This window comes from Tumebacillus avium (assembly GCF_002162355.1).
GTDB classification, from domain to species: Bacteria; Bacillota; Bacilli; order Tumebacillales; family Tumebacillaceae; genus Tumebacillus_A; species Tumebacillus_A avium.
Map to the genome: position 1 here is coordinate 4,374,873 of NZ_CP021434.1, position 25,840 is coordinate 4,400,712.

General features: G+C 56.5%; 19 protein-coding genes and 1 riboswitch. Of the genes, 4 read left to right on the forward strand and 15 right to left on the reverse strand.

Annotated features, from left to right (window positions below; translation table 11 throughout):
- Nucleotides 1–63: 63 nt before the first annotated feature.
- Nucleotides 64–176: riboswitch (SAM riboswitch) on the reverse strand.
- A 145-nt stretch (nt 177–321) separates the two neighbouring features.
- A complete protein-coding gene (locus tag CBW65_RS20235) occupies nt 322–1,605 on the forward strand; it encodes an MFS transporter (protein ID WP_087458384.1) in 1,284 nt (427 codons plus the stop codon).
- Between the two features lie 44 nt (nt 1,606–1,649).
- On the forward strand, nt 1,650–2,045 hold the full coding sequence (locus CBW65_RS20240; protein ID WP_087458385.1) for a hypothetical protein: 396 nt from the start codon (nt 1,650–1,652) through the stop codon (nt 2,043–2,045).
- Here CBW65_RS20240 and CBW65_RS20245 read toward each other — a convergent pair.
- The 3 genes from CBW65_RS20245 to CBW65_RS20255 form a co-directional block, all read right to left on the reverse strand.
- Nucleotides 2,042–3,265, reverse strand: coding sequence for a SpoIID/LytB domain-containing protein (locus CBW65_RS20245; RefSeq protein ID WP_087458386.1), 1,224 nt, complete (start codon nt 3,263–3,265; stop codon nt 2,042–2,044). The genes CBW65_RS20240 and CBW65_RS20245 overlap by 4 nt on opposite strands.
- A 559-nt stretch (nt 3,266–3,824) precedes the next feature.
- Nucleotides 3,825–5,450, reverse strand: coding sequence for an SIR2 family protein (locus CBW65_RS20250; RefSeq protein ID WP_087458387.1), 1,626 nt, complete (start codon nt 5,448–5,450; stop codon nt 3,825–3,827).
- Nucleotides 5,451–5,641: 191 nt separating this feature from the next.
- Nucleotides 5,642–5,857 carry a hypothetical protein gene (locus tag CBW65_RS20255; RefSeq protein WP_087458388.1) on the reverse strand — a complete coding sequence of 72 codons (216 nt, stop codon included), beginning with the start codon at nt 5,855–5,857 and terminating at the stop codon, nt 5,642–5,644.
- 529 nt (nt 5,858–6,386) lie between these two features.
- Between CBW65_RS20255 and comA the strand changes: the two genes are divergently transcribed.
- Both comA and CBW65_RS20265 read left to right on the forward strand, forming a co-directional pair.
- Nucleotides 6,387–7,190 (forward strand): phosphosulfolactate synthase, encoded by an 804-nt coding sequence (gene comA / locus CBW65_RS20260; RefSeq protein WP_087458389.1) that lies wholly within the window; start codon nt 6,387–6,389, stop codon nt 7,188–7,190.
- Between the two features lie 72 nt (nt 7,191–7,262).
- On the forward strand, nt 7,263–7,718 hold the full coding sequence (locus tag CBW65_RS20265; protein WP_087458390.1) for a DUF441 domain-containing protein: 456 nt from the start codon (nt 7,263–7,265) through the stop codon (nt 7,716–7,718).
- 56 nt (nt 7,719–7,774) lie between these two features.
- Here the strand turns inward: CBW65_RS20265 and CBW65_RS20270 are convergent, their stop codons facing one another.
- The 12 genes from CBW65_RS20270 to CBW65_RS25190 all read right to left on the reverse strand — a co-directional run bounded on the left by CBW65_RS20270 (nt 7,775) and on the right by CBW65_RS25190 (nt 25,806).
- Nucleotides 7,775–8,383, reverse strand: coding sequence for an adaptor protein MecA (locus CBW65_RS20270; protein WP_087458391.1), 609 nt, complete (start codon nt 8,381–8,383; stop codon nt 7,775–7,777).
- A gap of 99 nt (nt 8,384–8,482) precedes the next feature.
- The gene (locus CBW65_RS20275) at nt 8,483–9,508 is read right to left on the reverse strand and encodes a Sapep family Mn(2+)-dependent dipeptidase (protein ID WP_087458392.1); all 1,026 of its coding nucleotides are present in this window, start codon (nt 9,506–9,508) and stop codon (nt 8,483–8,485) included.
- On the reverse strand, nt 9,487–9,864 hold the full coding sequence (locus tag CBW65_RS20280; RefSeq protein WP_087458393.1) for a M20/M25/M40 family metallo-hydrolase: 378 nt from the start codon (nt 9,862–9,864) through the stop codon (nt 9,487–9,489). Before CBW65_RS20280 ends, CBW65_RS20275 begins: the two co-directional genes overlap by 22 nt.
- A gap of 43 nt (nt 9,865–9,907) precedes the next feature.
- Nucleotides 9,908–10,897: a 2-hydroxyacid dehydrogenase gene (locus CBW65_RS20285; RefSeq protein WP_087458394.1), complete on the reverse strand. Its 990-nt coding sequence runs from the start codon at nt 10,895–10,897 to the stop codon at nt 9,908–9,910.
- Nucleotides 10,898–10,901: 4 nt separating this feature from the next.
- Nucleotides 10,902–11,906, reverse strand: coding sequence for a substrate-binding domain-containing protein (locus CBW65_RS20290; protein ID WP_087458395.1), 1,005 nt, complete (start codon nt 11,904–11,906; stop codon nt 10,902–10,904).
- 127 nt (nt 11,907–12,033) lie between these two features.
- Nucleotides 12,034–12,435 (reverse strand): hypothetical protein, encoded by a 402-nt coding sequence (locus CBW65_RS20295; RefSeq protein WP_087458396.1) that lies wholly within the window; start codon nt 12,433–12,435, stop codon nt 12,034–12,036.
- Nucleotides 12,436–12,531: 96 nt separating this feature from the next.
- Nucleotides 12,532–12,993 (reverse strand): DUF6884 domain-containing protein, encoded by a 462-nt coding sequence (locus CBW65_RS20300; protein ID WP_087458397.1) that lies wholly within the window; start codon nt 12,991–12,993, stop codon nt 12,532–12,534.
- A gap of 8 nt (nt 12,994–13,001) precedes the next feature.
- Complete coding sequence (locus CBW65_RS20305; protein WP_087458398.1) at nt 13,002–14,042, reverse strand: NAD(P)/FAD-dependent oxidoreductase; 1,041 nt, start codon at nt 14,040–14,042, stop codon at nt 13,002–13,004.
- Nucleotides 14,043–14,098: 56 nt separating this feature from the next.
- Nucleotides 14,099–14,719 carry an MFS transporter gene (locus CBW65_RS20310; RefSeq protein ID WP_087458399.1) on the reverse strand — a complete coding sequence of 207 codons (621 nt, stop codon included), beginning with the start codon at nt 14,717–14,719 and terminating at the stop codon, nt 14,099–14,101.
- On the reverse strand, nt 14,680–15,372 hold the full coding sequence (locus tag CBW65_RS20315) for an MFS transporter (protein WP_087458400.1): 693 nt from the start codon (nt 15,370–15,372) through the stop codon (nt 14,680–14,682). The genes CBW65_RS20310 and CBW65_RS20315 overlap by 40 nt, the downstream gene beginning before the upstream one ends.
- 22 nt (nt 15,373–15,394) lie before the next feature.
- On the reverse strand, nt 15,395–25,483 hold the full coding sequence (locus CBW65_RS20320; protein ID WP_198299675.1) for a non-ribosomal peptide synthetase: 10,089 nt from the start codon (nt 25,481–25,483) through the stop codon (nt 15,395–15,397).
- Nucleotides 25,402–25,806 carry a condensation domain-containing protein gene (locus CBW65_RS25190; protein WP_087458402.1) on the reverse strand — a complete coding sequence of 135 codons (405 nt, stop codon included), beginning with the start codon at nt 25,804–25,806 and terminating at the stop codon, nt 25,402–25,404. The genes CBW65_RS20320 and CBW65_RS25190 overlap by 82 nt, the downstream gene beginning before the upstream one ends.
- Nucleotides 25,807–25,840: the final 34 nt, after the last annotated feature.

The following is a 25,840-nucleotide window of genomic DNA, read 5'->3' on the forward strand; positions in this document are numbered from 1 at the left end:
CCTATGCAAAAAAGCCTCTCTCGGAATCGAGAAAGGCCTTTGGAATCTACAAAGAGCGCCTTTCTCTCATCTCTCAGGCTGCCTACGCAACCTGTTGGAATTGGCACCGTGCACAAAAATCGTGTCGGTTGCCGTGGCATCATCGGGCCAGTCCCTCCGCCTACTCTTGATAAGAGAACTATTTTGCTTGTTGTTGTTTGATTCCTAATTTACCGTCTTTCCTTGAAAGCTGTCAAGCATAAATTTGACAGTCATACGGGGTTTCGGCGGTCGGCAAACTAGTCTTGATGCAACCTGCAAGAGGGAGAAAGGACTGACACCATGACCGCGACTCAACCGAAATCAAAGATCCATTTATTGCCTTTGTTCGCCTTGGCAACCGTACCGCTGATCATGGTGCTTGGGAACTCGATGCTGATTCCGATCCTTCCGCAAATGCAGGAAGAGATCGGCATATCCAAATTCCAAGCGTCCCTGGTCATCACGCTGTTTTCAGTTCCGGCAGGTATCATCATACCGCTGGCCGGGTTTCTCTCCGACCATTACAGTCGTAAAGTCGTCATCGTCCCCGCCCTGCTCTTATACGGCGCAGGCGGTGTGGTCGCCGGTGTGGCGGCGTGGCTGATGGACAATCCGTACGGGGTGATCATGGCCGGACGCGTCCTGCAGGGCTTAGGAGCGGCCGGGACGGCGCCGATCGCGATGGCGCTGGCCGGGGACATCTGGAGCGGAGCCTCACGGGCCAAGTCGCTTGGCATCATCGAAGCCGCAAACGGGCTCGGCAAAGTGCTGTCCCCGATCCTTGGCTCCCTGATCGCGCTCTTGTTCTGGTACGCGGCATTTTTCGCTTTCCCGATCATCTGTATCATCTCGGCTGCTCTGGTTTACTTTTTCGTCAAAGAGCCGAAAAAGAATGGGCAAAAGCAGTCGCTCAAGCAGTATGTCGGAGCGCTGAAAAAAACGTTTAAAGCGCAGGGCAAATGGATGCTCACCGCCTATCTGGCAGGTTCGGTCGCACTGTTTATCCTGTTTGGCGTACTGTTTTACATTTCGCAGATCCTGGAGGAGAAATACAAAGTCGCCGACCTCATGCGCGGCTTGATCCTCTCCCTCCCGCTCTTGGCGATGTGTTCGACATCGCTGATCACAGGCGCGAAGATCAAGAAAAACATGAAGCTGATGAAAGTCCTGATCGTGGTCGGCCTGGCGCTGATCGGCGCGCCGCTCGCCATCGCGGCTTTCTTCGACAACCCGTATATCTTGCTGGGACTGCTCGTCGTCTCCGGCGTCGGCACCGGTCTGGTGCTGCCGTGTCTGAACACTTTGATCACCTCTGCGGTGCAGAAAGAAGAGCGCGGGGCGGTCACAGCGCTGTATGGCAGCGTCCGCTTCCTTGGCGTGGCGGCAGGACCGCCGATCTTTGGCGCCTTGATGGATACGCCGAAGCTGATGTTCCTGATCATGGCCGGGCTGGCCGCTTTCTGCGCGGTGCTGGCGTACTTCCTGATCAACCCGGGCAAAGGCGGCGGCGATACCAACCCCGAGCGTTATGAAAAGATCGAACATGAACGCAAACTTCTGACAAGAATGAAGGCGCGGGCGTAACCACACGCCCGCTTTTTTTAATCCATTTCGAGAGGTGCAGTCAAATGAAAACTTGTGTTTTCCTGCTTATCTTGTCCCTTGTAACATCCATGTGCGAGCCAATACCCGACGCAAAGCCACTTTCAAGTACTTCCCCTGTCATAAGCAAGGTCTACACCACACCTATTCCAATTCAGGGTCTTTGGTTGACTTTACCGAAAAAGCCCGGAGTCGTCACGATTCACGTGGATGCGGAACATACATCAAAAGTCACGTTTTGGCTGTACCCCACAGGGACGGGGCCAAAAAAATGCGAATTTATGGGGGAGGATATCGATCCCTCAGACGGCTGGTCTTATCAACTGGAATACGGAAATCGTTCCCTGCATACTCACTTTGTTGTAGAAGCTCATGGACCTGGGGGAACCACGTTTCAATTCTTCAACATCACAACGAACTAATAGGTAAAGAAACCCAACTTATTTGTTGCTCCCGTTTTAGGAGAGTAATCGTAGTAGTAATGCAGCATCCAATCAAAAAGATACGGACCACTGTCTGCCCAATACTTCGTTCCATATTGTGTCATAACTCCGCTGTATTGAGTGCCCGGCGAGCCACTTATTCCAGCCGCATACTGAGCTTCAAATAATGCATGCGTGGAGGCATTTTCCATCCCAATTCCTCCAACAGCATTAATGGCGTTCGTCGTGGCGGTGTATTGAGCACTAGAATTGACAACATATGCTTGACTTTTTTGGGTATCGTATAGAGATGCTCCGTATTGGGGGAGCAGTTTATTATAATACCGGTACCATCCGAACATTTTGACACCCATCGCACCTGCCTTAAGAGATTCCATCCGCCACGCTGGTCCCCACTCATTTGGTAGCACATCTTTCACGTAATCATAAAAGGGAATATCCCGGACACAAACGGCGGTCGTGCACCCGTAGTTGGACCGATTTGGGGGATATTCTAACAAAATCGGAATTGAGTTAGGACGGACATGATCTCCCGTGACTTCAGGTGCTGTTAAATTGTTCAGGGATTTGAATCCTTTTTCTTTTTGAAGTTGCTCCTGCGTTGCGATGTTCGTTTTGATCACTTCCCCGATACGATTTACCACCTTCCCCTTATAAAGTTCCTTTCTGATTTTCAACGCATTTTTCTCATCCACAGTTCCAAAGCCGTTGTTCGTTAAATTAAAGATATCCACTGGCGCAACCGACATTTCAATCAACTTATACTCGTCATTCTCTGGAACAACTACAGCAAGCATGTAGTTGACTCCGTTGATATAAAACTCACTTTCTTTTCTTACTTTGTAATCCACTCCGATGTAATAAACATGTGCTTCACCATAATCGGCAACATATTGATCATAATTCGAAACCGTTTTTGCTACATCAGGAGTTACCTTCTTGGATTCAGTAATTCTCGCATGTTTGATCGTGAACAAGCCTCGGTTAGATTTTGCATGCTCAGGATCAACCAGAAAACCGTCCATTAAAGCAGCCTGAGAAGATACCCAATTATTCGAAATTTCCACCCATTGATTTGCGTTTTCTTCAAAGATCTCCTGCTGTACTACCTGAAATGCACGATCCAATACTGTCACTTGCGATTCATCGCTGGATGCGTACGAACTCGAACCAAAGGCAAAAAGTAAGGTGCCTGCCATTGCTAGAGTTACTCCTATGTTTATTCGATGCACGAGAGATCCCTCCAATCTTTTTATAGGTAACAATTACACGAAATACCAACAACTTATTCCTTTGTCGAAAAATGTTTTTGTGTCCTTTCGGAGCTATTTTAAGCTTCATTGAGGCCTTGAACGGGCTCGGCGAAGTCGTTTCGCCAGTTTCGCTTGCCTAATTAGCATCTCGCAGTTTCTTGAGAACACATTATAAGTCGTCGATCTCATGCGCGTCCGACTCATGGCTAATGTTCGAGTTCGTTGTTCACAGGCATGAAGAACAAGAGGAACATGAACACGTCGTGATCCCGAGGGCCACCTCAAAAGCTACTACCGCCAACTACGCAAGGCTACAAAAGGCAAGAGCATCTATCCAATGTCCCGTCATTGGATAGATGCTCTAAGTAGACACGATGGATGTTGTTCAAAAAATGGAAGATCTGTTAAGGACTAAGGCCCCCCCATTTTGCCATCCATTTCTCTGATCGTATCGACCTCTATTAGAGTACGAAATCGATCACTGTATAGCTTTTTAAACACCTGTCTACTTGACAGGTATAGCAGCAGATTCGACACTGACTTCTTTTTTGTTTTTAAGAATATCGTATGACAACAACAGCCTTCTAAATTGTGTGGTGAATCTTGGCACCCCAATTTCTTTCACACGACTCACCTTTTCCCTAATGTACCTTTCCAAATCCTCCAATTCTATACGAGCAACGTTAAAACCAATAATCTCCTGTTCTTTGGATTCATCATACTTAAGCGAGACTATATCTTCAAGTGAATTCATTTGAATTCTGTAATAATCGTTAATCGAAGAGATGCAACCTTCTTCTAAGTCACCGAATCGGCGAAGGCGTTGCCTTATTTTTTCCTTTTCTACAGGGTTTAATATAGTCTTCTCTAGATCTACATCGTGCAAGTATTTCAAAAATGGAATTCGAGCATTTCCAGCCTGACTCGCGACAAAACGAAGAGCAATATCAGCGGGTATTTCATTTTGATCAAAAACATAATCGTAAACATAGGATAGTAGATCCGGCATTTGAAAAATGTAGGTGGCATCACCCAACGCCACAACTAGATTCTCATCACCAATCCTTTTTTCTAAGTCCTCGAGTTGTTGGGGCGCAATCAACAATGAATTCAAGGCTCCTTTCCTTCCCCGATCTTCTATCAATTGTCTAATGACCCTTTGATATCGCCTTACCTCAGAAGGCGATACACCTTGGTTGATTTGTATAAGCTGCTCATACAACGCCGCGTAATTGTCCGTTGTGATAACTGTATACTGACACCCTAACTCCTTATCAAAAACTGTTCGTTCCTTTATTTCTAGTTCCCTTTCTTTTCTTTCAATAATAATTATGCGGGTACTCATCTTCTCAATCTCAGATGGAGACAACGACGAGGAAAAGTCCTGTAAAATTTTTCTGACGTTCAAATCCGTTAACGAATATCCAATAAAAATTATCGGAGAATTGACCAACAAGGAGATGATTTTGGCACTGATTAACACGGAGTTTTTGTTAAAGTTCTCATAATCATCTTTTGTGATAACTATAGAACTAGGGTCTTCATAACTTCCATGCAACTTGTAAATCTCGGCCCAGCCTAAGGTCTGTTCAAAAAAACCTTTCTGCCCGATGTATTTTTTTATTCCATTACTATTAATACTATTAAAAGATCGTTCGAGAAATCCATCATAATTTGTGGTCAGAATTATTTGTGCTTTATTGAGGAATTTCTGAAAAAGCGGATATTCACCATTATCGATTAACTGATACTCGCTGAATCTATTAGATATTGCTTTTTTAAAAGGCGAAACCCCGGACTTATAGGCATCTCGCTGCGTGAAATTTTCAATTGTAATTTCCTCTTTGAAAAACTTCGAATTATATTTCGTTTCGATTACCGTAGCAGCTTCGATATTTGTGTGATAAGTAATCTCGCTTTTATTTGCATTCGGATATTGTTCTACAATTGATTTTTTTAATGTATTTAGAAAAGCATAAAAGTCCATTCCTTCGTTGAGTTTCTGCCAGAAATAGTCTAGCAGGTCCTCCCAACTAGGAAAATCAACCAGATATCTCTTGGAAATACCTGAACCGATGAAAACGATTGGATATTCATTTTTTTGTTTAAGCAATTCTATAGCAGCTGACATAGTTTTTCCCCCTCCTTCAAGTTTTATCGACATAAATATATTCGACAAAATTTGTTGAAACCCTTTATTAACACTCTTGTCAACGGACTTGTCTCAAAGACTAACACCTTCTACTCACATCACCAACAATCCATAATCGAGCGGTTTCATATAGGGAATATGAATTAAGCACCCATGTCGGGTGCCTAATTCTATATCGTGATGATCTCGTCGATGTACACCATAAACTCGGTGCGAAAGTATCCATCCTCAGTATGGTGATTAAGGAGCATACTTTCAAGCTTGAATTGCCTTTGATCGAATATCAATGTATCGCTCTCTTTGATTGCCGTGATCAAACCAGCCAAGTCGTTGGTTTCTGTCACGAATAGCCGTTCCCCGCTGTCCGTCGCATATACCACTGTCAACGTTATCACCTCCAGACATCATTCTAGCCACAACTAAGTTCGTTCACACCTACACAACGTTTTCCTTGCCTCCGTACTTCCAAAGTCGCCCGGAAGTGACTTGATCGATATTTATAATCTTTTCGTTAAGCTCAAGCGTGGTGAAAACCTCTGCGAAGAATTGAAAACGCCTAGAACTCATCCTGCCCTCACTTCGGTGGCGTGTATATACAATATCGAAAACGTGACGATATACCGTCTCGCAAACTTTTCGACCTGATCGATCCCTGAAGCACACAAAGTCCAAGTATGACACACCGCTATTCTCATGTAAGAAGGACGACTATGACTCTTCTCTTCAACATCCCCACCGTGTCTGGAGTACACAATATTGTTAAAACGGGAGATATAGCTGACCGGAACCCCTTTGGTCGATCAAGGCTTGTACATTTTTCACCACACGCCCGCTTTTTTCATACGCTAGAAGAGCCTACTCCCCGAAGATAAAGAGGATTTATGAGGCTCGGGAAAGAGAAAGGAGTCGGAAGGTATGCAACGTTCATCGTCCGAACGGGCTTGGGATGATATCTTGCGTGATCCGCTGCCTGGTCGACTCGCCAAACCGCGAACGACAAGCGGGCTCACCATGTTGATCGATACAGGTCTCGGCTTGCAAGAGACCGGTGATCTCGTGGAGCTGGCCGGTCCCTACATCGACTATGTAAAATTGGGATTTGGCACCTCAAAACTGTATCCTGTACACGTGTTGCGCGACAAAATTGAGCTGCTGCAAGCCAATCAGATCGAGATCTACCCAGGCGGCACCTTCCTCGAAGCAGCGGTTTTGCAAAACAGATGGCACCAGTTTCTGGAACGCTGTCTGGTGCTTGGTTTCCGCACCGTCGAAGTGTCGGACGGCACGATTCCCCTGTCGCAGCAAAAGCGGGAGGAGATCATCCGCCACGCCAACGCAGAAGGTCTGAAAGTGATCACCGAAGTTGGCAAAAAGGAAGACGGGCTGCATCTGCCTGTGGAAACACAGCTGGAGATGATCGAAGCCGACCTCGCCGCCGGCGCGTTCAAAGTGATTCTCGAAGGACGTGAATCGGGCAAATCGGTTGGCATGTTTGCCCAGGACGGGTCGATCCGCCAAGATGATTTTGACGCGCTGACCTCTCAAGTGAAGAACCTTGACCAGCTGATTTGGGAAGCGCCTTTAAAATCACAGCAGGAAGAATTGATCAAAAAATTCGGGCCGAACGTCAATTTCGGAAATATCAATCCGCGCGACACCATCGCGTTGGAAGCGCTGCGCGTCGGACTGCGCAGCGACACCCTGCGCTTCACGCTGTAGGCTTCTGGTCTACCTTGTCCGCCCTGTCCATATACATGTGTAAAGAGTCTGCACAGGTAAGGGGCGGTCGGCGTGGTCGGAGAGATTATCCTGGTCGTATTGATTATTATTGGCATCGTCGGCAGGGCCAGCATTTTGGCCACAGCCGCCAGCTTTTTGCTCATTTTGAAATTGCTGAGCTTGCAGCGGTTTTTTCCAACGCTGGAACGGAGAGGTCTCGAGCTGGGCCTGCTGTTCCTGATGATCTCTGTGTTGGTGCCGCTGGTGAATGGCAAAGTGGCCACCAAAGACCTGATGAGCGCTTTTTTATCGGTCGGCGGAGTCTGCGCGATCGTCGGCGGGATCTTGGCGACGTATCTGAACGGCCAAGGTCTGTATATGCTGAAAATGGACCCGGAGCTGATGATGGGTCTGGTCATCGGGACGGTGCTTGGCATTGTGTTCCTGAAAGGGATTCCGGTCGGCCCGTTGATGGCGGCGGCGATCGCAGCGATTTTGATGAAGCTGTACCAGTATATTTTTCGGTGACAAAAACAAAACAAAAAGCTCCCGGCCGATGCGGCCGGGAGCTTTTTGTTACGTATTTAACGCAGCGGGAAATGCTGGGTGATCGTCTGGACGGCGTTGCCATTCATGACCCGCTTGCCATATTCATCGAGCATCGCCTTGGTTGTCGGCGAGAGCTCACCATATTCATGCAGAATGGACCAGAACGTGTCGTACAGCTCTTCCCCAACCTCATCTTCATCGAAGAAAAGATGATAGCGTTCCTTGTAGTGGTACAGCGTGCCGCCAACCGCTTCATACGCCTGCAGCGAATGAGCAGCGCGGATCACTTCCTCCAAGTCTTGGAACACAAACGTAAAAGCGCCAAACGGATCGGGAGAGATCATCGTCATCTCAGCATCATCGTCTTCCTCCTCCAGGAGTTCCTGCTCGTGAGCAGGCAGTGAAGGCAGTTGCGTGACGACAACGATGACGCCTTCGGTCGGCATCGTAAACGCTTCGACGGCGATTGGACCTGCGACTTCAAAACCGGTCTCCAGATACGCTTTCTCCATCATATCCCAGAACAGCTCTTGTACCTTGCGGCCATTTTGCCAGATCTCATCCCGGTCGATGCCACGCTGGTCGAGGTCGTCGTAAGAGAGCATGAAACGCACTTTGTTGTCTCCGAGCCTCTCTACGCGCATTCTCATCACTCCTTCGCAGAGAGAATGGTTGCTGCTTGGTGCTTATACTTCGTTACCTATCATTATGCAACGACAAGATCACCTGTTCTGTAAGCGAGGTTACTTTGCCAGCTCGTAAATGGCCTTTGCAAAGATCTTGGTGCAGGTGAGCAGGTGGTCAACTTCCCAGAACTCATCCTTTTGGTGAGCCACTTCCGGCTGTCCGGGGAATTGTGCGCCAAATGCGACCGCGTTCGGAATCGCCCGTGCATACGTGCCGCCGCCGGTGGTGAGCGGAGCGAGTTTCTCCCCCATCACTTCTTCATACACCTTGAGCAGCGTCTGCACGATCTCCGATTCGAGGGGCACATAGTGCGGCTTCATGTTGGCGATGCCGGGGTCTGTCACGTTAAATCCGATCGGCCCCGTTTTTTGTTCTAACAAACTTAACATGTCAGCATCCGTTTTGTCCACAGGGAAACGCAGGTTAAAAGTAAAGGTGATTTCCTGCTCATTAACATTTGCAAGCCCGAGGTTGCAAGTCAAAGGACCGGTCGCGTGGCAGGTCATTTTGACGCCGACGCGCTCGCCGTCCGTGTCGACTTCGGACAGAAATGCCCAGGTATCGCGGTCGGCCGTGTCGAGCACGCGCAGGAGTTTGCCCGCTTGTACCACCGCATTGACCCCGTGCTGCGGCGCCATCGAGTGGACGGAGAGACCTTCGACGGTCAGCAGAATCTCGCTGCCGTTCACTTCCAGGAGATGCTTCACGTTTTCCTGTGCGGCCGTCTCGCGGATCTGTGCAGCCACCGCTTCAGCGTCACCATCGACTGCCAGCACGATGCGGCAGGAGTCCGGCACCATGTTCACGCGGTTGCCGCCGGTCAGTTCGCGCACGATGACCGGAGCGGAGGCGAGCTCCTGGCGCGGCTTGGTCAGGTTGAAGCAGAAGATGCCCTTTTCCGCATAGATCAGCGGGAAGTCCGCATCGGGGGTGAAACCGCCGATCGGGTACGGCTCCTTGGTGAAATAGTGATCCATGCAGCGCCAGTTCGACTCCTCGTCAAGGCCCATGATCAGGCGGACTTTCTTGCTGAGCTGCACGCCCGATTCACGGATGGCTTTCATCGCGAAGAGAGCGGCCATCGTAGGTCCCTTGTCGTCGATCGCCCCCGGGCATAGATCTTGCCGTCATGAATCTCGGCGCCAAACGGCGGGTACGTCCAGCCCGACCCGACCGGCACCACGTCGAGGTGGCCGAGCACGGCGATGTATTCGTCCCCTTCGCCCATTTCGATGTGGCCGGCATAGCCGTCCACGTTTTTCACAGCAAACCCAAGCTCTTGTCCCAACTGCAAAGCATAGTGAAGTGCTTCCGCGCACCCCGGGCCAAACGGCTGATCAGGAGCGGTCGCTTCCCCGCCCACCGAATCGATGCGCAAGACCCCTTGTGTTTTGGCAATGATGTCGTCGCGGTTTTGATCAATCCACTTTTCAAACATCCTATGCAACTCCTCTCGCGTTTTTGTATGTTTTTGCAAAACTCTATCTCATGGGCCAAACGTCCGGGTTGACAAGGGAGACAGGAAGTTCCCCTTTTAGAACGTTCAGTACATTTTGAACGGCGATTTCCGCCATTTTCGTGCGGGTCTCAAGCGTAGCACTCCCCAGATGCGGAGCGAGCACGACGTTTGGCAGCGTGAGCAGGCCCGGATGCACGGCAGGCTCCGCTTCAAAGACATCCAGCCCCGCCCCGGCGATCTCGCCTGTCCGCAGCGCTTCAACCAGCGCCGCTTCGTCGACGACCGATCCGCGTGCGGTGTTGATCAGGAAAGCGGTCTTTTTCATCGCGCGGAACGTGTCGCGGTTGATCATGTGGTGCGATTCGGAAGAGTACGGCATGTGCAGGGAGATCACGTCCGCTTCGGCGAGCAGCGCATCAAGACCTGCGTAGGTCAGGCCGTATTCCCGCTCGGTCGCTTCATCGAGGCGGCGGCGGTTGTAGTACAGCGTGTTCATTTCAAACGCTTTGGCCCGCTTGGCAACGGCGAGGCCGATGCGCCCGCAGCCGATGATGCCCAGCGTCTTGCCGGCCAGCTCGGTGCCGAGCAGCATCAAAGGAGACCAGCCTGTCCACTTTCCGTCGCGGACGTAGAGATCCGCTTCGACGATGCGGCGCGTGACCGCCATCAGCAGCGCCCAGGCGATCTCGGCGGTGGCGTTGGTCAGCACGCCAGGCGTGTTAGTGACCGGAATGCCCAGTTCGGTTGCCGCCGCGATGTCGATGTTGTCATAGCCGACCGCGTAGTTGCTGACGACCTTCGGACGGGCCGCTTCGAGCAGAGGGCGGTCGATCTTGTCGACCAGCGTGCAGAGCAGTGCGTCATGCTGATGGAGGAGCGTGTGGAGCTCCTCCGGTGTAGGCTGGCGTTCGTTTGAGAAGACGGTGACGTCGCAATGCTCGAACAGCCGGGCCATGCCCGCTTCCGGCAAGGCGCGGGTGACGAGCACGCGCGGTTTGGCAGATGGAGTCATGCGCTCACCCCCGATGGGTCGATGTCCGCTCGATGATCGAGTGCGGCAGACGGACGGTGTAGTCTTCGATCGGTTCGTCGAGGAGCAGTTTCGTCAGCAATCGCATCGAGACCGCGCCAAGGTCGTACGTCGGCTGGGCGACGGTGGTCAGCTCCGGGCGCACGATGGTGGAGAGGCGCGTGTTGTCAAAGCCGAGCAGGAGCACGTCCTGCGGCGAGTTGCCGCCCCGGTCGCGCACGGCGTTGAGGAAGCCGAGGGCGATCTCATCGCTGGCGGCGACGACCGCTTCGGCACGGTGTCCATTTTGCAAAAATTCGGCCGCGACGCCATGCGCACCTTCGTATTTCATATCCGGCGCGTGCAGGATCAGATCGTTTTGCAGCGGCTTCCCTGCTTCCTGCAGCGCCCGTTCGTATCCGCGCCGGCGCTCCATGGTGACAGGATGCGTGGTCGGACCGCCGAAGAAGACGATCTGCGAGGTGCCTTTTTCAAGGAAGAAACGGGTGGCGTCATAGGCGGCCGACTCGTTGTCGATCGCAACAGACGGGATGCGCCCTTCCGGATCGTCGGTCGCGCAGAGCACGACAGGCAGCTGCGCCTGTTCAAAAGTTCTGACAATCTCCTTGGTAATCTTCTCGGAGATAAAGATCATCCCGTCGACCTGTTTCTCCCACATGGTGCCGATCAAGTCGATCTCGCGGTCTTCGCGGGCGTCAGAGTTGGTCAAGATGATGTGATACTGGTACATCGTTGCAATATCTTCAATCCCGCGCAGCACTTCTGCGTGGAACAGGTCGGACACGTCAGGCAGGATCACGCCGATCGTCTTCGTGCGCTTGCTGGCCAGCCCGCGCGCCACGGCGTTTGGCCGATAGGCGAGCTTTTCAATGGCAGCCTGGACTTTTGCTTTCGTTTCGTCTTTGACCACCGCCGTCCCATTCAACACCCGGGACACCGTCGCCATCGACACGCCTGCTTCTCTTGCTACATCATAAATCGTCTTGTTCACGGGAAACGCCCCTTTGTTCTTTGGACATAACTAGTAGACTCATTTTACCATAATGCGGTAGGGCAAAACAGCATATCTGTGAGCAACAAAAAGCCCGATCTTGTGGAGATCGGGTTTGATCAGTATTTTAGCGGATCATCGAGTTCAGGCTGTCTTGCTTGGTTAAAAAAGCGACCCGGTGGCCGTCCGACTTGTTGCGGGTGACGATGAAGAGCTGGTCGCGCTTGGTGATGTTGATCTGCTCGCCGTCTTGGAGGCGGACGAGGATGCTGTCAGTTGCTTGCGATGCTTTGGGCGCATGCTGCAAGTCGCCCATGAAGATCGATTCGTTGTAGAGGCGGAGGAACTGATCGGCATCGAGCGGCTGATCGTGGTCGGACGAATGCAGGACGACCTGCTCGATCTCTTCGCGCTTCAGTTGGCGGAAATGGTTGAATTTTTTCATCAGCTTGCCAAGCATATAATGCGGGATGCATCCCGCGCAGACGATAATGGTGGCGATCAAACTGTAGAGCCAAAGTTCTCCCATGGTGATCATCTCCCGTTTTGGTTGCTGTTATTTGTTACCTTTAAAATAACAGCTCGCTAGCCGAAACGTTGTGAGAAAAATCACGGGCAGAAAAACTCATAGCTCGCGTCCTTGCGCCAGCGCCTGATTCAGCCGCTGCTGCATAAATCCGATGCCCGTGCAGCCTTTCAGCGGCGTATGATAGGCGGGCGCATCGCCAAAGACGGCCGGGACGACGACGGTGTATTTTTTGCCGCCGAGGATCGTGATGTCGTCGTAGCCGGTCAGCCCCTTTGCCTTCGCCTGTTCGATGAACGCTTCCAGAGAAACATCGCGCAGCGGGTTGCTGGACGTGAAGCGGACATCGTAGTTTTCCGGCACGATGTCCTCGGGACGGAGAAACCCGTGTTTGGCGGAGAGAATCACCCAGTCCTCGCCAAAAAATTGCCGGGCGTATGCTTGGCAGAGTCGGTGAAACGTGCCGGTGTACGTGTGCCGGGCTGCTGCCGGCCCTGTGAAGTCGGGCTGGGTATCCCAGATTTTTCGCGAACCGCAAGGGATGATACATAAGCGTTTCATTTCAAAAGTCACCTCGGTGCTATCAGTTTCGCCACGCGCTGTCCAATCGCCGGGGCCAATTTGAAACCTGCGCCGCTCCAGCCTGTGGCGAGGATCAACCCTTGGAGGTCGACGGAAGGCTCTACAATCCCGCGCATGTCCGGCGTATAGGCGTCAAAACTGCGGCGGCCGCCGGAAAGCTTTGCCTCGTCGACCCAATCCAAACGCTTCACCGCGACCTCCGCTGTGCGCTGCGCTCCGGCGAGGTCGACTCCTTGCGGCACGTCCGGGTCGATATCCCACTCGTCGACAGGCAAACCGATCAGCGACAACTCCCCCGCTTCCGGGCGCGCGTACAAATCGGTCGTGTCGTCGAGGAATGCCGGATGCAGCGCTGCTCCCCCCGGGCGTTTGTAAAAATGCACTTGGATCGTCTTGCTGCGGACAGGCAGTTGGAGCCCCAACGCTTGGGCGAACTGCGGTGTCCACGCGCCTGTCGCCAGCACGACATGTTCAGTATGCACCGTGCCGATCGAAGTCTCAACCCCTGTCACGCGCCCCCCTTCCGTCAAAATGCGCTGCACACGCGTCCCTTCACAAGCAAGCGCCCCCCACTCCCGCGCCTTTTCGATCAAAAACCGGGTCGTGCGCACCGGATCGGCATAGCCGCCTCGAACTTCATACACGGCCCCGCCAACTCCGTCCCATTGCAGAGCAGGAAAGCGCTGCGCCCCTTCTGCGGCGGTGAGAAATTCCAGCCCCAGCCGCTCGGCTTCGGCCCGCATCCGTTCCGTCTGCTGCTCCGCCTCCAGATACAGCAACCCGGTCCGGCGATATCCGACCCTTTCCCGATGCTCCAAGAAAAACGCAAAGCTCTCCGCCGCCAATTCGGTCAAAAACGGGTCGGTGTGATAGACGCGCAAAAATCCGCCCGACTGCCCGGTCGAGCCCGTTGCGAACCGGCCTTGCTCAAACAACACGGCGTTCTGTACTCCGCGTGCGGCAAGCGCGTGCAAAGCGGCGGCGCCGATCACGCCTCCGCCGATGATCACAGCATCTGCTGTCTGCATTTGAATCCTCCTCCTAAAAAAATCAGGCCCCAAACGGGGCCTGACCTGATGTGTCTTTACGCGGACGGTGCGGCGGTTTCAGCAACAGCGCCCTGCTTCTCGCGCAAAATGCGGTTCAGCATCAGCAGCACAATCACGGCCGTGAACGACATGAACAGGCCGGCTGTGAGAAGCGTGCCGCCAATCTTGAAGTACGAAGTCATCCAAGCGCCGGTCGCCGGAGCAAGCAGCATCGAAGCCGCCTGTGTTGCTGCCGACACGCCGGTGACGCGGCCGATGAGATGACCCGGCGTTTCCTTTTGAATGATGTAGCTGAACGGAATCATCGCTGCAGCCGAGAAGATCCCAAAGAACAGGAAGAACAGGAACCACATCGCCAGTTGCAGCTGGAAGTATCCGAGACCGCCGAGGCCGATCACGGCGTCGAGCAGGCCGCAGACGAGGGCGAGCGACACCAGCATATGCAGCGGCTTGCTATGCCATTTCGGCAGCGAACCCATCAAGAGCGCGCCGACGACCGAGCCGAGGCCAAGCGCGGAGATCAAATAGCCGAATGCATGCTCGCCAAGCCCGATGTCTTTCGTCCAGATGACCAGCATGCCGTCATACAGCATGACGATGAACATGCCGATCGTCATCAGGATGATCGAAACGGACAGGATGCGCTTGGAGCGCACATGGCCGATGCCTTCTGCAAACTGCTGCCAGAAATGCGGGGGCGCTGTTTGTCCGGGTCGACCGCTTCGCTTTTCAGCGGCGGCATAAACGACAGGAACAGAGCGGCCAACAACAGGAATCCAACTTCGACGAGGAACACCTGACGCGCGCCGATGATCGGGATCAAAGCGCCGCCAAGCATCGGAGCGCCGACTTGCGTGAGGTACACCGACATCTGGCCAAGCGACAGCGCTTGCGGCAGCATATCGTCGCTGACCAGCGTGCGGATCGCCGACATGCGCGCCGGGTTGTACAGCGTGGCGACCGTTGCGCGCAGGAAGACGAGTCCTAGCATGATATACAAGTTAGGGACGAAGAACAGCCCCAGGATCACCACGGCGCGGATCAAGACGCACGTGACCATCAGCGCGCGGCGCGGCAGACGGTCTGCCCACACCGAGACGATCGGGCCGATGAAGATCCATGGCAAAGCCAGGACGATCATCATCGAGGCGATCTCCGTCGCCCCCATGCCCCATTCATAGGCGATGACGACCGCCAGCGCTGTCATGTCCAGCCAGTTGGCCGAATCGGAAAACAGCGATCCGATAAACAGGTTCCGGAACGAACGCTGTTTGACCGGTGCAAACATCGAAGGTTGCTTTTGACTCATTTTATTTCCTCCCAGTGTTCGATCAATTTATCGTTACCCTTTGCGCGTTCGCCGCGATGGCCGCATGTGCCTTGCACAGCGCGGCAGACAGCTGTTCGGCGAGCGTCTGCACATGTGGCGGCAGGACGATCGTGTCGTGATCGCCCGGCACTTCGTGCACGTCGAGGCGGCCCTGCACCAGCATCTCCCAGCCGAGCGCCGCCTGGCGCTCCGCTTCTGCCGGCTGTTCAGCCGCCCGGAAAAGGGTCATGTCACCCGGATACGGCGTCGGCTGATAGCTGCCGGACGCCCGTTCATTCGCCGCCGAAACGCGCAGCAGGCGGCGGAACTGCTCATATCCGAAATCATGAGGCAAGATGTTGTGCTCTTTTCCAAGTTCCAGGAAATCCCGGAGTGCAGCTTCGATGTTGTGTGGATCAAGTTCAATTCCCTTTACAGATAAATCAAGTTTAAGACGCTCGGCCATGTTTTGGCAATAGGAGACGGAAAATTCTGCTTCGCTCAGCAATTGCTCCTCGGGGGTCGGCAACGGGACTGCGGCGTCAAACATCGCCAGCAGTTCCACCGTCTCTCCTGCCGTGCGCAGTTGCTGTGCAACTTCATACGCGAGCAGTCCGCCAAACGACCAGCCTCCGAGCAGGTACGGCCCCTGCGGCTGGACGCTTTGCATCCAGTGCAAGTAGCTGGCCGCCAGCTCCTCCACGCGGTCGAGGACGGGGACATCCGCCTCCAGCGCCGGAACCTGCAGCCCGTAGACCTGTTGATCCTCGGGCAGTGCGCGGGCCAGCCCGTAGTAGGCCAGGACGTTGCCCGTTCCCGGATGGAACAAGAACAACGGCGTCTTGTCACCGTCCGTCTTGATCGGCACGAGCGGCGATGCTTCCCGTTGCTCCGCCTGCTCTTGCAAGAGCAGGGCGAGCGCTTCGACCGTCCCTTCTTGGAACAGAGCGGCGAGCGGCACTTGGCGCCCAAACTCCTGCTGCACGCGCGACATCAGGCGCACGGCGAGGATCGAGTGACCGCCAAGCGAGAAGAAGTTGTCTTTGATCCCGACCGGGCGAATGTCGAGCAGCTCTTCCCAGATCGCCGCCAGCTTCGCCTCGGCAGCGCTCGTTGGCGCCACAAATGCGGTGTCGCGCTCGAAATCGAGGTCGCCCGGCAGCGGCAGCGCTTTGCGGTCGACTTTTCCGTTCGCCGTCAGCGGCAGCCTGTCCAAGGTGAGCAAGAACGGCGGAACCATATAGTCGGGCAGCTTGGCTTTCAAGAACGCGCGCAGCTCTTGTGTCGTCACGCCGGCCGTATCGTGCAACACGACATAAGCGGCGAGGCGTTTGTCGCCCGGCGTGTATTCATGAGCGGCGACGACGCAGGATTTAACGGCGTCATGCAAATCCAGCACACTCTCTATTTCGCCAAGCTCAACCCTCATCCCTCGTATTTTAATTTGATCATCCTCCCGACCTAAAAATTTAATTTGGCCGTCCGGCTTGAAATAGCCGCGGTCCCCCGTTTTATAGAGCAGCTCGCCCGGCGCAAACGGATTGGGCAGGAAGGCCATGGCGGTGCGCTCCGGGTTGTTGAAATAGCCGCGCGCCAGACCGATGCCGCCCAGGTACAGGTCGCCGGCCACGCCGACCGGGACGGGTCGCATGTTGCGGTCGAGCACATAGCAGGTGTTGTTGTCGATCGGACGTCCGACCGACACGATCTCACCTTCCTGCACGTCGTCCCAGGTGCAGGTGCGGATGGTGGAGTCGATCGACACTTCGGTTGCGCCCCAAGTGTTGTGCAGATGCCCCGGCATCTTTTCGAGGAACTGCCGCACCAATTCGGCGCGCAAGGCTTCCCCGGAGGAGACGACGACGCGCACGGTGTTCAGCGCGGCGCGATCTTCCGGCGTGATGCTGTCGATCACCATCGCCAGCATGCTTGGCACAAACTGCAGGACGGCGACACCATGTTCGACCGCCGCATCGAGGATCGCGCGCGGGTCGCGGTGCAGCTTCGGCGGCAGCAGCACGATCTTGGCGCCAACCATCAGCGGCCAGTAGAACTCCACCGCCGCATCGTCGAAGGTCAAGGTCGTTTTTTGCAAAACGGACTCGTGCGCCTGCAGCCCGTGCTGGCGCTGCATCCAGCACATCCGGTTGACCCAGCCGCGATGCGGGTTGGCGACGCCTTTGGGCTTGCCGGTGGAGCCGGACGTGTAGTAGATCGAGACGAGATGGTCGGGCGTGACACCGCTGTGCGGCTTGGTGTCTGCCTGCTCTGCGATCAGATGCCAATCGGTATCGAGGTAAAGCTGTGCAGCACTCTTGGTCGGAAGCGTCCCGCGCATGTTTTCCAACGCCAGCACGACCGGCGCTTGTGCGTCGTCCAGCACTTGCGCGATGCGCTCGCTTGGCGCTTCGGTGTCGATCGGCAGGTACGCCCCGCCCGCTTTCAGGATGCCGACCAGGGCGATGACCAGTTCCAGCGAACGCTCCACGCAGACACCGACCGCCACATCCGGGCCGACGCCGTATGTTTGCAGGTGACGGGCAAGTTGGTTGGCGCGTCTGTCCAGCTCCGCATAGGTCAAGGTGTTGCCGTCATAGACCGCCGCGATGTTGTCCGGCGTGCGCTGGACCTGCTCTTCGAACAGCTCATGGAGCACTTTGTCGTCGGGGAACGGAACGGCAGTATCGTTCCACTCGATCAGGATGCGCTGCTCTTCTTCGGCGCTCAGGATCGGCAGGTCATCCAGCGTTTGATCAGGGTTGTCCGCGATGCCTTGCAGGAGCATCAGCAGATGGCCGCACATGCGCCGGATCGTCGCACGGGTGAAGAGGCTGGTCTTGTATTCGAAGGAAGCTGCCCAGCCCTCCCCAGTTGGGATGATCGTTAGGGTCAGGTCAAATTTTGACGTGCCCCGCTCGACTTCCAGCGCTTCCAGTTCCAGCTCGTCCTCCCCTTGCCGGGGCAGCGGCGGCATGTTTTGCATGACGAACATCACTTGGAACAAGGGGTTGCGGCTCAGGTCGCGGTCGAGCTGCAGTTCGTCGATCAGTTCTTCCAAGGGAAGATCCTGATGGGCAAACGCACCGAGCGATACCTCTTTGACACGTCCGAGCAGCTCACGGAACGTCGGGTTGCCGGACAGGTCGGTGCGCAGGGCTAATGTGTTGACGAAGAAGCCGATCAACCCTTCCCATTCGCTGCGGGTGCGCCCCGCTACCGGCGTGCCGAGGATGATGTCGGTCTGTCCCGCATAGCGGTACAGCAGCGTGTTAAACGCAGCTAGCAACGTCATGTACAGCGTTGCGCCAGACTGCTGCGTCAGCGCTTCCAGCGTCTGCACCAGCTCGTGCGGCAGCGAGATCGTCTCGGTGGTGCCGGCGTAAGACACCGCTGCCTTGCGCGGATGGTCGGTCGGCAGTTCCAGCACCGGGATTTTCCCGCTGAGGCGGTCTGTCCAGTACCGCAACTGCTTCTCGCGTTCGTCGCCTTGCAGCCACTCGCGCTGCCAGACGGCGTAGTCGGCGTATTGATACGGCAACTCGGCAAGCGAAGACTCTTCGCCTTTGGCAAACGCGTTGTACAGCTGCCCCATCTCGCGGATGAACAGGCCAAGCGACCAGCCGTCGGAGATGATGTGGTGCATCGTCACGGCCACCACATGCTCGTCCGTCCCGGTGCGGATCAACGCGGCGCGGATCAGCAGATCGTCGGCCAGCGAGAACGGCTGTTGCACGACATCGGCCAGCAAACGGAGCAGTTGGGCGTCGCGCTCCCCTTCCGGCAGCTGAGAAATGTCGTGGAAAGGCAGCTCGAGCTCTGCCGTCCCGCGAATCACCTGCTCTCCGACACCATCTCGCGTGATGACATTGGTCCGCAGAGACTCGTGGCGGCGAAGCAGCTCCGCGAAGCTCCGTTTGAGGATCTCGGCGTCGAAACGTCCGTTCAGGCGCACGCTGATCGGAATGTTGTAGACGGAGCTGTTTGGCTCCAACTGATCGATGAACCACAGGCGCTGCTGAGAGAACGACAAGGGCAGGCTTACGTCCCGAGGCGCTTTTGGCAGCGGCAGTTCATTTACGGTCTGTTCGCGGCTATGCGCTTCGTCGATCCGCCCGGCCAACTGTTCGAGGGTCGGGCATTCGAAGACGGTGCGCAGGGGCAGTTCGGCCTGACAGACTTGACGAATCCGGGCGATCACCTGCATCGCCAACAGCGAATGGCCGCCCGCTTCGAAGAAGTGGTCGTGCAGGCCCACCCGTTCGAGCTGCAAGACGTCCCGCCAGATGTCGGCGAGGAGCTGTTCCGTTGCTGTGCGCGGCGCGATGTAGGCGGTGGTCTGCGTCATTTTGTCCGGCTTCGGCAAATCTTTGCGGTCGACTTTACCATTGCTGGTCAAAGGCAGGCGGTCGAGTGCAACGTACGCGGACGGCACCATCGCAGCTGGCAGTCGCTGTTCGAGAAACTGGCGCAGTTCAGGCGCGGTGACTGTCTGTCCGTCACGGATCGTGACGTACGCGGCCAGCCAGGTCATGCCTTCGTCTTTCCAGTCGAGCACGGTGGACGATGCGACGGCCGGGTGCTGGGCCAGCGTGGCGGCGATCTCGGTCAGTTGGATGCGCACGCCGCGTATTTTCACCTGGTCGTCGACGCGGCCGAGGATGTCCAGCGTCCCGTCGGGGCGGTAACGACCACGGTCTCCCGTGCGGTAGAGGAGGTCATTTGGCTGCTGCGAGAACGGATTGCGGACAAAACGCGCCGCGTCCTCATCGGCAGCGTTCAGGTAGCCCCGCGTGCAAAACGGCGTGCGGATGACGATCTCGCCCGCTTCGCCAACGCCGCAGAGCTGCCCCGATGCGGACAGAACGAGCGCCTGCGTCTCGGGCAACGTGTGCCCGACCGGCTGGATGCCGGCATGGGGCGTCGGCGGTACGACGTAGAAACATTTCGCCAGCGTCGTTTCGGTTGGCCCGTACAGGTTGATCAGCTCGCCTGCGCCTGGGAAGCGGGTCCGCCATGCGTGCACAAAGGAGTCGGTCAACGGCTCCCCGGCGGAGAACAGGCAGCGCAGGCTGTCAAGCGAAACACCTGTGCCGGCGCTTTGCAGCCAGGACTGGGCCAGCGACGGCACGGTGTGCAGGATCGTGATGCCGGTGGCAGCCAGCCACGGCAAGATCGTTTCGGCACTGAGGTCGTCGAGCACAGGCGGCAAGCAGAGCGTCGCCCCGCTGGTCAGCGGCAGGAAGATGTCGCGCAGCACCACGTCAAACGACAGGTGGGTCAGCTGCGCACTCTTATCGGCAGGATTCACGCCAAACGTTTCGCGCTGCCACTGCAGGAAGTGGCTCAGGCCTTTATGCGTGCCGAGGACGCCTTTGGGCAGCCCGGTGGTGCCGGAGGTGAAGAACAGGTACGCCGCGTCTTCGCGCTGCACTTCGGGCAGCATGCCGTCTCCCGTTGCGGCTGCGCCTTGGATGCGCCCCGTGTTTGGCGAGATGACGGCGTGAATGCCTGCCTCCTGCTCATCGGTGATGAGAAGCGTGTGAGGGGTCCCTGCCGCTTGCAGCATCTGCTCTTGGCGCTGCTGAGGCAGGCTGCGGTCGATGGCGACAAGCACGCCGCCGGTGAGGAAGACGCCAAGCATCGCCGCGATATACCCAAAGGAGCGGGTGCCGATCAGGGCGACTCTGTCCTCCTTGTGCAGGCCGGATGCCAGCAAATGGTGCGCAATGCTGGTGGCGCGGGCCTGCAGCTCTTCGTAACTCCAGCTCATCTCCCCTTGTTGAATCGCCGTGCGGGACGGCGTTTGCACCGCCCAGGCAGCGACCGCTTCGTGGACGAGCTCATGGGCCGGTTCAGCGAGCAGCGCGGACGGGTCAGGGAGGAACTGTTGAGCGGCTGCTGTGAGCAGCGAATAGTCGCGGATGCTGCGGTCGCTTTGCTGGGCGATCTCAACGAGCAACTGCCGGAACTGGTCGAGCATGCTGTCGATGCGTGCGCGGCTGTAGTGATCCGTCTGGTAGACGAGGCTCATCGTCAGCTCGTCGTCCGCTTCGTGCAGGTAGAGCGTCATCAGGAACTTCGACTCATGCTCTACTTCGATCGTCTCCAAATGCAGACCCGGAAGGTCGGCCGACTGTTTCGGCAGGTTTAGGAAATTGACCAGCACGTCAAAGACCGGGTTGCGGTGAAGCGTGCGCTCCGGCTGGATCGCTTCGACGATTTTTTCAAACGGCAGCTCCTGGTGCGCGTACGCGCCAAGCGTTGTATCGCGCACGCGGCCAAGCAGTTCGCGGAAGGTCGGGTTGCCGGACAGGTCGGTGCGCAGAGCCAAGGTGTTTAAGAACATCCCAATCAGCGGCTCGGTCTCGACGCGGCTGCGTCCGGCGATCGGCGTGCCGACGATGATGTCTTCCTGCCCGGACAGTCGGGAAAGCAGCAGCTTGTACGCGGCGAGCAAAGTCATGAACAGCGTAGTCCCAGTCTGTGCGCTCAGCGCTTTCAGGGAGGAGGTCAGCTCGACAGGCAGGTGCAGCACCCTCCTGGCGCTGTGCCCCGTCGGTTGGACTGCCGGGTCGCTCGGAAGCTGGAGTCTCGGCAGGTCGCCGCCGAGTTGATTTTTCCAATAAGAAAGTTCGGCCTCCAGCACTTCACCTTGCAGATGTTCGCGCTGCCAGACGGCATAATCGGCAACTTGCACCGGAAGCGCAGGCAGGTTGGGCTCTTCCCGCTGCACAAACGCTTCATACAGCGCGGTAAACTCACGCACCAGCACCCCGATCGACCAGCCGTCGGAGATGATGTGGTGCATGTTCAGCAGCAGGACATGCTCATCGGCCGCCAGTTGCAGCAGTTTTACCCGCAACAAGGCGTCTTGGGACAGGTCATACGGGCGCTTGGCTTCTGCTGCGGTCAGACGCGCAACGGCCGTTTCCTGATCAGCTTCCCCTTGCAGGTCAAGCACCGGGATGTCGAGCTGCAAGAAGTCGGCGATGATCCCCACCGGCTCCCCTTCCACGACAGCGAACGTGGTGCGCAGGGCTTCGTGGCGGGCGACGATCTGCTGGAAGCTCTTGCGCATCGCCGCATGGTCCAACTCGCCTGTCAAGCGCAGGGCAATCGGGATGTTGTACGCAGCGCTTCTTCCCTCCTCCAGGCGGTCAACGAACCACATGCGCTCTTGGGCGAAAGATAGCGGCGCGGTGCCGTTCACCCGATCTGCTGGCAGCAATGGCGGCAGGTGCGTGTCTGGTGAGTTTTGCCGTGCCATCTCGATGCGCTGTGCCCAGCCGGTGATGGTCGGCGCTTCAAACAGCGTGCGCAGCGGCAGTTCGAGGTCCAACAGCGCTCCGGCGCGCGTCACCACCTGTGTCGCCAGCAGGGAGTGTCCGCCGAGTTCAAAGAAGTTGGCGCGAACGGACACGCGCTCCAGCCCCAGCACTTCGCCCCACAGCTGTGCAAGCGTCTCTTCCAGCGGGGTGGACGGCGCGACATACTCCGTCTTGGTTTCAAAAAGCGAGCGGTCCGGCACCGGCAGGGCTTTGCGGTCAAGCTTGCCGTTTGCGGTGACCGGAAGCGTCTCCAGCACAAGGAACGCGGACGGCACCATATAGTCGGGCAGTTTCGACTTGCACAGGTCACGCAGTCCTTCAAGTTCCGGATTCGCATTGCTGACCGGCACGACGTACGCGACAAGGCGTCTGTCGCCCGGGACATCTTCGCGCACCAGCACGACCGCCGCTTGCACGAGCGGGTGGCGGGTCAGTGTGGCTTCGATCTCGCCAAGCTCAATGCGGAAGCCGCGTATTTTCACCTGGTTGTCGACGCGGCCCATAAACTCGATCACGCCGTCGGTGCGGTAACGCCCTTGGTCGCCGGTGCGGTAGAGCCGTTCCCCCGTCTGTGGATGTGTCAGGAAGCTGGCGTTCGTTTTTTCTTGATCGCGCCAGTAGCCAAGCGCGAGGCCGATCCCGCCGATGTACAGGTCTCCGGTCACGCCGGCCGGACAAGGTTCGAGCGCTCCGTTCAGGACAAAGAACTTCTGGTTGACCATCGGGCGTCCGTACGGAATGCTCGTCCAGGTCGGATCGATCTCCGCAATCGGATAGGTGATCGACCAGATCGACGCTTCGGTCGCGCCGCCCAGCGAGTGGACAGCAATGCCCGGCACCAGCTCTTTCAACTGAGTCGGCAACGTAAGCGGAATCCAGTCACCCGACATCCAGACCATGCGCAGGCAGGACGGGAGCCCTTTTTTATGCAAGGTCACAAATTCGACCAGCAACTTGGCGAGCGCAGGCGCGGAGTTCCAGACCGTGATGCTGTGACGGTGCATCAGGTCGGCCCAGTGCGCCGGATCGAGCGCTTGGTCCGCTTCCGGCAGCACGAGGGTGCCGCCCGCAGCCAACGTGCCGAAGATGTCATAGACGGACAGGTCAAACCCCAGCGAAGAGACGCCAAAAACGTTGTCATCTGCAGATACGGCAAAGCGCCGGTTCATGTCCAAAATCGTGTTCACCGCGCCGCGATGGTCGATCACGACGCCTTTGGGCAGCCCGGTGGAACCGGAAGTGAAGATGACGTAGGCGAGGTCGGTCGGCTCTTGTACAACCGGGAGCGGCTCGGTGCTATAGGTCTCGATCTCCGCGCTGTCGACGGCGATCACTTCCACCCCTTGCGGCCAGTCCAAGCGTTCGACGATTCGGCTTTGGGTCAGCACATAGCGGACTTGCCCATAATCGAGCAGGTGCAGGATACGCTCCGGCGGCGCTTTCGGGTCGATCGGCAGGTACGCCGCTCCGGCAGCCAATATGCCGTACACCGCAACCGCCTGCTCCCACCCTTTTTCCATGACGACGGCGACAAGCGTGTTTTTTTCCGCCCCTTGCAGCCGGTGGCCAACTTGATTGGAACGCTGAAACAGCTCTTGGTAGGTCAGCGTCCGGTCGTGTGCCAGAACTGCGATTTTCTCCCCGTACTCTGGCACCCGTTCATAAAACAGCGTGTGCAAAAGCGCCTCGGACACCGGCGCATCCGTGTCGTTCCACTCCACCAAGATCTGCTGGCGCTCTTCTGCCGTCGTCAGCGGCAGCGCGGCGAGCTGCTGCTGTGGATCGGCAGCGATCCCTTCGAGCACCTGCAGAAAATGCGCGCACAAACGCTCGATGGTCGCCGGATCAAACAGGTCGGTGTTGTATTCAACAACGCCGTGCAGCCCCTGCTCGTCTTCCACCATCGCCAGCGTCAGATCGAGCTTGGCGGTGGCGTTGTTCACGTCGAGCGGCTGGAGCGTCACTCCTGGCAGCTCGAGTTTTTGCAGCGGTGCATTTTGCAGAATGAACATCACTTGGAACAAGGGCGGATGGCTCATGTTGCGCTCCGGCTGCAGCTCCTCGACCAATTTTTCAAACGGCAGGTCTTGATAGTCGTACGCTTCGAGCACCTGCGCGCTGACCTGCTGCAAAAGTTCATTAAACGCCAAGCCGCCCGACAAGTTGCTGCGCAGCACCAGCGTGTTGATAAACAGCCCGATCAATTGCTCCGTTTCGCCCCGGCTTCTTCCGGCGATCGGGGTGCCGACGGTGAGGTCCTCCTGTCCCGTGTAGCGGTAGAGCAGCGTCTTGAACGCCGCCAACAGCGTGATAAACAGCGTGGTGCCTTCGCGGCGGCTCAAGTCGTTCAGTTCTTTCGACAGCTGGGCGGACAGCTTGAATCGCTGCGAGCTGCCACTAAAGGTCTGCACCGGCGGCCGCGGCCGGTCGGTCGGCAGTTGCAGCACGGTGAGCTCGCCGTCGAGCTGTTTCCGCCAATAGGACAGCTGCTCGTCGAGCACCTCCCCTTGCAGCCACTCGTTCTGCCAGTCCGCGTAGTCGCCGTACTGGATCGGAAGTTCCGGCAACGGGGACGCTTGTCCTTGCAAAAAGGCGCTGTACAGCACACCGAGCTCCTGCACAAGCACGCCGAGCGACCAGCCGTCCGAAATGATATGGTGCATCGTCACGAACAACAGGTGCTCCTGAACGCCCATCCGGATCAGCCCGGCGCGCAGCAGGGGCCCTTTTTCCAGATCGAAGGGCATGCCGGCGTCGCTTTTGATGATGCGGTGGGCCAGCACCTCCCGCTCGTCAGGGGGAGGTGGGTCAGGTCGGTCAGCGGCAAGGTGAAGGAACGGTCCGGCACGATCACCTGGGTCAGTTCACCGTCGATCTCTTCAAACGTGGTGCGCAGAACTTCGTGGCGGGAAATCACTTCCGCCAGGCTCTGTTCCAGCACATCCGGCCGGAGTTGTCCGGTGAGGAGCAGCGCACACGGGATGTTATAGATCGCCTGTCCGGGCAGGAAGCGGTCGATAAACCACAGCCGCTGCTGGGAGAAGGAAGCCGGGAGGAGCGTTTCCTCCCCCGCTTCCTGTAAAAGTTCTTCTTCATGTGTGTTCATGTCTCTCGTCCTTTCCACTAGAGGCTGGCACAGC